Source organism: Pseudomonas sp. Sample_16, assembly GCF_004307665.1.
In the GTDB taxonomy this organism is placed as follows: domain Bacteria; phylum Pseudomonadota; class Gammaproteobacteria; order Pseudomonadales; family Pseudomonadaceae; genus Aquipseudomonas.
This window is the reverse complement of record NZ_RCOB01000159.1, coordinates 262-9,751: the sequence shown is the minus strand read 5'-3', so window position 1 is coordinate 9,751 and position 9,490 is coordinate 262. Positions and strand designations below refer to the sequence as shown.

The 9,490-nt window shown below is 58.1% G+C and carries 7 protein-coding genes and 1 pseudogene; 3 read left to right on the top strand and 5 right to left on the bottom strand.

Annotated elements, in window-relative coordinates; all coding sequences use genetic code 11:
• The 4 genes and pseudogenes from D8U69_RS20755 to D8U69_RS20740 all read right to left on the bottom strand — a co-directional run.
• Positions 1-244: pseudogene (locus D8U69_RS20755) on the bottom strand (branched-chain amino acid ABC transporter permease LivH); the annotation flags it as partial.
• Between the two features lie 240 nt (positions 245-484).
• Complete coding sequence (locus tag D8U69_RS20750; RefSeq protein ID WP_130906858.1) at positions 485-1,618, bottom strand: ABC transporter substrate-binding protein; 1,134 nt, start codon at positions 1,616-1,618, stop codon at positions 485-487.
• A 362-nt stretch (positions 1,619-1,980) separates the two neighbouring features.
• Positions 1,981-3,264, bottom strand: a complete 1,284-nt coding sequence (locus D8U69_RS20745) for an FAD-binding oxidoreductase (RefSeq protein WP_130906857.1) — start codon at positions 3,262-3,264, stop codon at positions 1,981-1,983.
• Between the two features lie 158 nt (positions 3,265-3,422).
• Positions 3,423-4,913 (bottom strand): aldehyde dehydrogenase family protein, encoded by a 1,491-nt coding sequence (locus tag D8U69_RS20740; RefSeq protein WP_056852395.1) that lies wholly within the window; start codon positions 4,911-4,913, stop codon positions 3,423-3,425.
• 176 nt (positions 4,914-5,089) lie between these two features.
• Between D8U69_RS20740 and D8U69_RS20735 the strand changes: the two genes are divergently transcribed.
• Positions 5,090-5,992 carry a LysR family transcriptional regulator gene (locus tag D8U69_RS20735; RefSeq protein WP_130906856.1) on the top strand — a complete coding sequence of 301 codons (903 nt, stop codon included), beginning with the start codon at positions 5,090-5,092 and terminating at the stop codon, positions 5,990-5,992.
• Between the two features lie 44 nt (positions 5,993-6,036).
• Here the strand turns inward: D8U69_RS20735 and D8U69_RS20730 are convergent, their stop codons facing one another.
• The gene (locus tag D8U69_RS20730) at positions 6,037-7,134 is read right to left on the bottom strand and encodes an RHS repeat-associated core domain-containing protein (RefSeq protein WP_130906855.1); all 1,098 of its coding nucleotides are present in this window, start codon (positions 7,132-7,134) and stop codon (positions 6,037-6,039) included.
• Between the two features lie 236 nt (positions 7,135-7,370).
• On the opposite strand from D8U69_RS20730, the gene pncB reads away from it, so the two are divergent.
• Together pncB and nadE are read left to right on the top strand one after the other, a co-directional pair.
• On the top strand, positions 7,371-8,594 hold the full coding sequence (gene pncB, locus D8U69_RS20725) for a nicotinate phosphoribosyltransferase (protein ID WP_130903980.1): 1,224 nt from the start codon (positions 7,371-7,373) through the stop codon (positions 8,592-8,594).
• 4 nt (positions 8,595-8,598) lie between these two features.
• A complete protein-coding gene (nadE, locus tag D8U69_RS20720) occupies positions 8,599-9,426 on the top strand; it encodes an ammonia-dependent NAD(+) synthetase (protein ID WP_130906854.1) in 828 nt (275 codons plus the stop codon).
• The last annotated feature ends 64 nt before the right edge of the window (positions 9,427-9,490 follow it).

The window sequence follows — 9,490 nt, the reverse complement described above, 5'->3', positions numbered from 1 at the left end:
CCGTGACGACGATGGTGAAGATCAGCGTGCCGAGCATCAGCAGCGGGAAGGATTCGATACCGAAGTAAGCCAGCAGAGCCAGACTGATTGCCGCCAGGTAAGCGGAAATCATGTAAACCTCGCCGTGGGCGAAGTTGATCATGCCGATGATGCCATAGACCATTGTGTAGCCGATGGCGATCAGGCCATAGACCGACCCGAGGGTCAGGCCGTTGACCAGTTGCTGCAGGAAAATACCATCCATAACGCAATCTCACGCAATGAGAACCTGCACATGTGGCTGTGCGGTTCCTCTAAGGAAAATACAGATATACGTCGGAGCAATGTCATTCACGATCAGGCAGACCACCACGGTCCCTGTGGAAGCTGGCTTGCCAGCGATGGCGGTTGAACATTCGACAAAAATGTCTCTTGCAAGTCCGCCCATCGCGGGCAAGCCCGCTCCCACAAGGGATCTGTGGGGTTCAGGTGATCGAATCAGCCCTTACTTCTGTTTTTCCAGTTGGTGATATTTGCCGTCCTTGTCCCACTGGTAAACAACGTAGTCGGAGACTTTCAGGTCGCCCTTGCTGTCCCAGGTCTTCTCGCCCATGACGGTCTTGACCGGGTTCTTCTTCAGCCACTCAGCGGCTTTTTCGCCACTGTTGGACTTGGCGCCGTTGAAGGCTGCAGCCAGGGTTTGCACCGAAGCGTAGGCGTACAGGGTGTAGCCTTCAGGCTCGGTACCGGCCTTGCGGAAGGCGTCTACCACGGTCTTGCTGTCTGGCAGCAGGCGAGGGTCGGCACCGAAGGTCATCAGCACGCCGTCAACGAATTGCGGACCGCCAGCGGTGGTCACCAGTTCGTCGGTCACGATACCGTCGTCAGACATGAACTTGACGTCTTTGAGGCCTTGTTCACGCAGTTGACGAACCAGAGGGCCGGCTTCCGGGTGCAGACCACCGAAGTAGACAACGTCAGCGCCAGCGCCACGGATCTTGGTCACGATGGTGCTGAAGTCTTTCTCGCCACGGGTCAGGCCTTCGTACAGCACAGGCGTTACGCCGCGCTTGACCAGTTGAGCCTTGGTGGCGTCAGCCAGGCCTTGGCCGTAGGTGTCCTTGTCGTGCAGCACGACGACTTTCTTGCCCTTGAGCACGTCGACGATGTAATCGCCGGCCACGATGCCCTGCTGGTCGTCACGACCGCACATACGGAACATGGCGCTCAGGCCGCGTTCGGTAACCTGTGGGTTGGTGGAGCCTGGAGTAATGGCGATGATGCCCGCTTCGTCGTAGATCTCGGAGGCCGGGATGGTCGACGAGGAGCAGAAGTGACCGACGACGCCGGCCACTTTCTGGTTGGTCAGGTCTTTGGCGACCGTCACAGCCTGTTTCGGTTCGCAGGCGTCATCGCCCTTGACCAGTACGATTTTTTCCCCGTTAACCCCGCCCGCCGCGTTGACCGCATCGGCCGCCGCCTGTGCACCCTTCATGTACTGTTCGCCAAATGCCGCGTTGGCACCGGTCATTGGTCCCGCTACGCCGATCTTGATGTCAGCCTGAGCAAACGCAGAAACACCCAGCGCAGTTGCCACTGCGAGGGCCAGAAAGCCTTTCTTGTAAAACGTCTGGGACATGAGGTGATGCTCCTTGGTTTTTTTAATTGGCACTACAACTTCACTGAATGCTCAGAGCAAGGGCCGTGCCATCGGTTTTTTATTCTGAAAAAAGTCGCTGCCTTATTGTTTTTTCGACTGTTTCGAGCCCATTTTCATTGGGCGTGCAACCGTCTAAACCGCGGAAGGTAAAACCATTTTTTATTTGAGGCGCAACCCGCCTGCGCCATCATTGCAACCGCGGCTTTAAACGACGTGCAACCAGCCTGTAACAACGTGCGTCACCGAAGTGCACACTGCTGGTGCGGGACTGCTACAACCCGCACCACTACAGGCTAGCTGCAGATCGAAAAAGCGCCGCTTTGCCCTGCAAAAATCCACATTCAGATCACGATCCGCAGGCACTGGCCCGCGTGATACAGCGAAAACCCCGCCTCGTACAGGCAACTGCGCAACCCCACCCCGGCCAATGGCTGCATGGGCGCGAAGGGAATCGGCAGCGCTTGAGGATTTCCGTTACACAGGTAATCGGCAAATGCTTTGCCCACCACCGTTCCGGTAGTCACGCCACGACCGTTGTAACCGGTGACTGCCACTAAACCGGGCGCCGGTTCGAACAGGCGCATCAGATGATCGGGAGTAAAAGCGATGCATCCGGTCCAGGTACATTCCCATTCGACCGGTTTGAGGTAAGGAAAATAATGCTGCTGCACCCGGTCGGCCCAGGCTTTGAGAAACCAGGTCGGCTTCTGATTGCCATTGCCCAGACTGCCCAGCAGCAGGCGACCGTCCTTGTCACGACGAATGCTGCTGAGCACTTGCCGGGTGTCCCAGGAACCCTGGCCACCGGGCAAGATTTGCTGAGCGGCGTCTTCGGTCAGCGGCACCGAAGCCACCTGATAGTAGTAACCGGGGAAAAAGTTACGCCGCAACTCAGTCCAGTCGCCTTCGGTATAGGCATTGGAGGCGATCACCACTTGCTCGGCCAGCACCGAACCCTGTGCAGTCTGCACCGACCAGCGCTGCCCCTGACGTTCGAGTCGGCTGACGGGTGAATGATCGAACAACTGACCGCCCAGACTGATGGCCGCCTTGGCCAGCCCCGTGGTATAGGCCATCGGGTTAAGCGTGCCGGCACGCCGATCGAGCAGCGCAGCGGCAATTTTTTTGGTGCCGGTGGCTTGTTCGCACGCTTGACCGGTGAGCAATTCCACCGGTGCACCGCGACGTTTCCATTGTTCTTCACGACTGCGCAAGTCGGCTTCGCCACGGGCGTTGTGCGCCATGTGCAGCGTGCCTTCGCGGCGCAACTGGCAATCGATGTTGTATTTATCCACAAGGCTGAACACCAGGGACGGGGCCGCACCGAGCATGCGGTTGAGCTGGCTGCCGACCTCAGTGCCAAACCCGGCTTCAATCTCGTCCGGGGGAATCCACATGCCCGCATTGACCAGCCCGACGTTGCGCCCCGAGCCGCCATGCCCGGCGCGATGGGCTTCCAGCACGCAAACGGTCTTGCCCTGTTCCAGCAGATGCACCGCCGCCGACAAACCGGTAAACCCGGCGCCGATGACGCAGACATCGACCTTCACTTCCCCCTTGAGCGCCGCGTTGTCGGGCCTTTGCGGCGTCAGTTTTTCCCACAGACACTCTTCGCGTAACGGCATTGCCAGACTCCAACAGAAACCTAACTAACACACCATTTACCTGTGGGAGCGGGCTTGCCCGCGATAGCGTCAGCACCTTCAACATCCAGGTGACTGACCGATTGCCATCGCGGGCAAGCCCGCTCCCACAGTGATCTTCATGGGTTCAAAAGTTGTATTTAATCGAACGTGATGCCCTGGGCCAACGGCAACTCCAGCGAGTAGTTCACGGTGTTGGTTTGACGACGCATGTAGCCGCGCCATGCATCGGAGCCCGACTCACGGCCGCCGCCGGTTTCTTTCTCGCCACCGAACGCGCCGCCGATTTCCGCACCGCTCGGGCCGATGTTGACGTTGGCAATGCCGCAGTCACTGCCTACCGCCGACATGAACTGCTCGGCTTCACGCACATCGGTGGTGAAGATGCACGAGGACAGGCCTTGCGGCACGGCGTTGTTCAGACGCAGGGCTTCGTTGAAGTCGCTGTAACCGACCACGTACAGAATCGGCGCGAAGGTTTCGTGGCAGACCACGTCACTCTGTTCCGGCATTTCGACGATGGCTGGCGATACGTAGTAGGCATTCGGGAACTTGTCTTGCAGTTGACGCTTGCCGCCGAACACCTTGCCGCCTTCGCTCAAGGCCTGCTCAAGCGCGTCCTGCATGTTCTCGAAGCTTTGCTTGTCGATCAGCGGGCCGATCAGGTTGCCTTCCAGCGGATGGCCGATGCGCACTTTGGAGTAAGCGGCTTTCAGGCGAGTGACGATTTCTTCTTTGACTGACTCATGGGCAATCAGGCGACGCAAGGTGGTGCAACGCTGGCCGGCGGTGCCGACGGCGCTGAACAGAATCGCACGAACGGCCATGTCCAGGTCGGCGCTTGGGCCCAGGATCATCGCGTTGTTGCCACCCAACTCGAGAATACTGCGAGCGAAGCGTGCGGCGATTTTCGGCGCCACTTCGCGACCCATGCGGGTGCTGCCGGTGGCGCTGACCAGCGCGACACGCGGGTCGTCGACCAGGGCTTCGCCGGCGTCACGACCGCCGATGATGACCTGGCTCAGGTGCGGCGGTGCGTCGCTGAAGTTCTTCAGCACGCGATCGAACAGCGCCTGGCAGGCCAGTGCAGTCAGCGGGGTTTTCTCCGACGGTTTCCAGATCACCGGGTTACCGCAGACCAGCGCCAGCGTGGCGTTCCAGGCCCAGACCGCGACCGGGAAGTTGAACGCACTGATCACGCCAACCACGCCCAGCGGATGCCAGGTTTCGCGCATGTGGTGGCCAGGACGCTCGGAAGCGATGGTCAAGCCGTACAACTGACGGGACAGACCGACGGCGAAATCGCAGATGTCGATCATCTCCTGAACCTCGCCCAGACCTTCCTGGGTGATCTTGCCCGCTTCCCACGACACCAGCTCGCCGAGATCGGCCTTGTACTCACGCAGGATGTCGCCCAGTTGACGCACCAGCTCGCCACGGCGCGGCGCCGGCACCTTGCGCCACAGCTCGAACGCATGATCTGCGCGACTGATGTGCTGCTCGACTTCAGCGGCGCCTTCCCAGTTCACGGCGGCGATGCGACTGCCGTCGATGGGCGAATGCACAGGCACTTTGCCGTTCTGGTACAGGGCCGGGTTTACACCAAGACGATCAAGCAATGCGGCAACCATGGGTCACTCCTCAAGCAAAAAACGGAACGGGTGCAGTCGCAGCAACACGACTGATCAGACCTGTAGTTTTAGCGCCACGCAGGTTACTCAACAAACGACCATTAAGAGAGATATCATTCCGTTTATTCATGCTGTGCATTGCTGGCAATAAAGAAACAAGAACAAAAGGACCGCCCATGCTGAACAAACGCTATTTGCCATCGATCGCTGCCCTGCAGTGTTTCGAAGCCGTGACCCGGCATTTGAGCTTTACCCGGGCTGCCGAAGAATTGAACCTGACCCAGAGCGCCGTCAGCAAGCAGGTGGCACAACTGGAAGAGCTATTGCAGCACCTGTTGTTTCGCCGGGTGCGTCGGCGTCTGCAAATGACCCCGGCGGGCGATCTGTATCTGGTGGAAGTACGGAAAATCCTCACGCAGGTCGAGATGTCGACGCATTACTTGCGTTCCTACGGCGGCGAAACCGAAGTCCTGCGCGTCTCGACACCGTCGACCTTCGGCGCGCGCTGGCTGGTCCCACGCCTCAAAGGCTGGCGGCTGCGTCATCCGTCGATCCATCTGGACCTGTGCAACGAACAGGAAGCCGACGACTTGCTGCAGGGTCGCAGCGATCTGGCGTTCTACTTCGGCCAGGGGTCACGCCCCGGTACCGAATGCCTGAAGCTGTTCAGCGAAGAGTTGGTGCCTGTGTGTGCTCCCGGCAGCCTGCCGGAGGTACCGTTTACCGACCCGACGCAACTCACCGACCTGGTCCTGCTGCAAAACGCCTCCAGGCCTCAGGCGTGGCATGACTGGTTCGACAGTCAGGGCTACCACACCGAACACAGCTACCACGGCCCGCGCTTCGAAACCTTTTATATGTGCATCCGCGCCGCTCAAGTCGGCTGTGGCGTCGCATTGCTGCCGCGCTTTCTGGTGGAAGAGGAACTGGCAGACGGCAAGCTGGTCATTCCATGGCAGCATGCAATGCCCAGCACCGACGCCTATTACCTGGCGTATCCGGAACACTCGGCGGAAGTGCCCAAGGTTCGGGATTTCGTGAAGTGGATGCTCGAGCAGGTTGATAGCCCCGACGTGTAACAAGCTGCCACCTGACGCCTCACTAAATTGGCCCCGTCCTGGGGCTAAAGCCCCTGCCTTATACGTTCTCGCTGGTTAAAAGACTCTTCATACTTCATTCTTTTCCTTATCAATTTCTCTTCATACCTTAGTGCTTCAAGTTGTGGATTGTTTCCATGAAACTGCATCCTGGAAACGCCTAATAAGTGCTTATCCTGAAGCACCTCACTCGGAAAATGACCGGGCATCTCACCAAGCGCCGTCCTGCGCAGCATCTGCAAATCTCTAACGGACAGATGACCTGTATCACGATCAGGCCAAAGCGGTGGCTGCTGAATACCTCTTGCCGTTTTTTGCATTTCCTTTGAGGCGAGAGAAAAATTGACCAGATCATCGCCAGCAAGAAAACCAGCAACGGTCTGAAGGGGCTTGCCCTTTAACGGGGTCAAATCCCCCAGCGGCTCTATAAATTTTTGGGCGATTGACTGGGTTACTGTTGATGCTCTGGAAAAATTCCAAAGATCGCGGCCAGATAAATTTCCAGCGATTGTATCCAGCACATGTGGCGTTCCGGTAAACAACCGGAGACTTCCTAAGGGGCTGGCCGTCCTCTCTCTAAACATCATCCACAACTTAAGTACGCTGTGCCCTGTCGGATCTCGTCGATTAATCGGGTCACCCAAACAGTACCCATACGTATTCAACCCACCTTCACCGAACGGACTCCAGCTGTCCGGGGAGTTGAACCGCATCAGCACTGGATTGAAAGCCCGATAGCCGTTGCCTAATAAATAACGCCCTGTCACCGGGTCCCAAGGTTCTCCGTTAAAACCCAACACGCTAAACACGGCACTGGAAGAAGGACGGTAGCCATAGGCTGTATAGCCAACGGGACTGGAGTTAATCGTATGCAATACGCTGCGTTGTTGATCTGTGGCGAGCAATGCAGTCTCTATCTCCGCACCTTGCCGTCGCTGCTGCGCCAACTGTTGATCCTCATTCTGGAAAATCGAACGCTGTACCTGACCTTGAATTTGCGTAGCTAGATGATGTCTCTGGAAAAAACACTGGATGGGCGACTGATGAAAAGGTCCACTCTCAACCAGGCGATCCAGTGCGTCATAACGGTAGCGGCAGAGAACAACTTCGTGTTTGGCCTGCATGGGCGAGTACCTCGAAGAATCCACTGATTCAATGTTTCACTATGGGACCCTCCATCGAAGCCGCCAACTATCAGAACTGATAGTGTCGAGCCATCCAGCTGCCAGAAAGAAAAATGCCATCGCTCACCCCTGACTGGCATTATGTTCGCTCCTCAATCAGTGGATGTTGAACACTCGACATTCTTCTTGAGTTTCATGTGGCCACATTCGTGGTCTGTACAGACTGGAGCCCTCCCATGAGCGAGAGCGTGTTTGCCGATCGCATCGTGCAGAACCTGCTCGACACCGACTTCTACAAACTGACGATGATGCAGGCGGTGCTGCACAACTACCCGAACGTCGAAGTCGAATGGGAGTTTCGTTGCCGTAACAGCGAGGATCTACGCCCGTATCTGGCGGAGATTCGTTACCAGATCGAGCGTTTGTCGGAATTGAGCCTGAGCGCCGATCAGCTGAGCTTCCTGGAGCGCATCAGCTTCCTGAAGCCAGACTTCCTGCGCTTTCTCGGGCTGTTTCGGTTCAACCTGCGCTACATCCACACCGGCATCGAAAATGGCGAACTGTTCATCCGCCTGCGCGGCCCGTGGCTGCATGTGATTTTGTTCGAAGTACCTTTGCTGGCGATCGTCAGCGAAGTACGCAATCGCTACCGATACCGTGAAATCGTTCTCGAACAGGCACGCGAGCAGCTGTATCGCAAGTTCGACTGGCTGACGGCCAACGCCGACAGCGACGAACTGTCGGAGCTGCAGGTCGCCGATTTCGGCACGCGTCGACGCTTCTCGTACCGCGTGCAGGAAGAAGTGGTGAATGTACTCAAGCACGACTTTCCCGGCCGTTTCGTCGGCACCAGCAACGTGCACCTGTCGCGGGAACTGGACATGAAACCGCTGGGTACCATGGCCCACGAATGGATCATGGCTCACCAGCAACTCGGCCCACGGCTGATCGACAGCCAGATTGCCGCCCTTGATTGCTGGGTCCGCGAATACAGGGGCCTGTTGGGCATCGCGCTGACCGACTGCATCACCATGGATGCCTTCCTCGGCGATTTCGATCTGTTCTTCGCCAAACTGTTCGACGGGTTGCGCCACGATTCGGGCGACCCGGTGCTGTGGGCAGAAAAGGCCATCGCCCACTATCACAAGCTCGGCATCGACCCCATGAGCAAGACGCTGACCTTCTCCGACAGTCTGACACTGCCCAAGTCCCTGGAGATATTCCGGGCGCTGCGTGGTCGGATCAATGTGAGCTTCGGCATCGGCACCAACCTGACCTGTGACATTCCGGGTGTCGAACCGATGAGCATCGTGCTTAAAATGACCGCCTGCAACGGCCAGCCGGTGGCGAAAATCTCCGACGAGCCAGGCAAGACTCACTGTAAAGACCCGAATTTCGTCGCTTATTTGCGACACGTTTTCCAGGTTCCTGCCTTATCCAGTCTATCTAGCAAGGAGTGAATTCATGCAAGCCGTACAGCGTGAGATTGCTGAGCAGCTCAAGGTTCAACCGCCGTTCGCCGATGACGCCGCCCTCGAGGCAGAAGTCGCCCGACGGATCACCTTCATTCAGGATTGCCTGATCAATTCCGGGCTCAAGACGCTGGTGCTGGGCATCAGTGGCGGGGTCGACTCCCTGACCGCGGGCCTGCTGGCCCAGCGCGCCATGCGTGAACTGCGCCAGCGCACCGGTGACGGCAACTACAAGTTCATCGCCGTGCGCCTGCCATACGAAACCCAGTTCGATGAACACGACGCCCAGGCGTCGGTGGACTTCATCAAGCCGGACGAGCGCCATACCGTGAATATCGGCCCGGCGGTCAAATCCCTGGCCAATGAAGTGGCGGCCTTTGAAGGCAAGCACGCAGTCTCGGTGGATTTCGTGCTGGGCAACACCAAGGCGCGGATGCGCATGGTCGCTCAGTACACCATCGCCGGTGCGGCCCACGGCCTGGTGATCGGCACCGACCACGCAGCGGAAGCTGTGATGGGCTTCTTCACCAAGTTCGGCGATGGCGCTTGCGACCTCGCACCGCTGAGCGGGTTGGTGAAAAACCAGGTCCGGGCGATTGCCCGCAGCTTCGGCGCCCCGGAGTCACTGGTGGAAAAAGTCCCGACCGCCGACCTCGAAGACCTGTCACCGGGCAAACCGGACGAAGCCTCCCACGGCGTGACCTATGCCGAGATCGATGCCTTCCTGCATGGCAACCCGGTGCGCGAAGAAGCGTTCAAGATCATCGTCGACACCTACAACAAGACGCACCACAAGCGGGTGATGCCGTTTGCGCCTTGATGGGTGATTGAATGAAAAAGCCCGCTGAAGTGTTGAGCTTCAGCGGGCTTTTTTGCGCTGATCG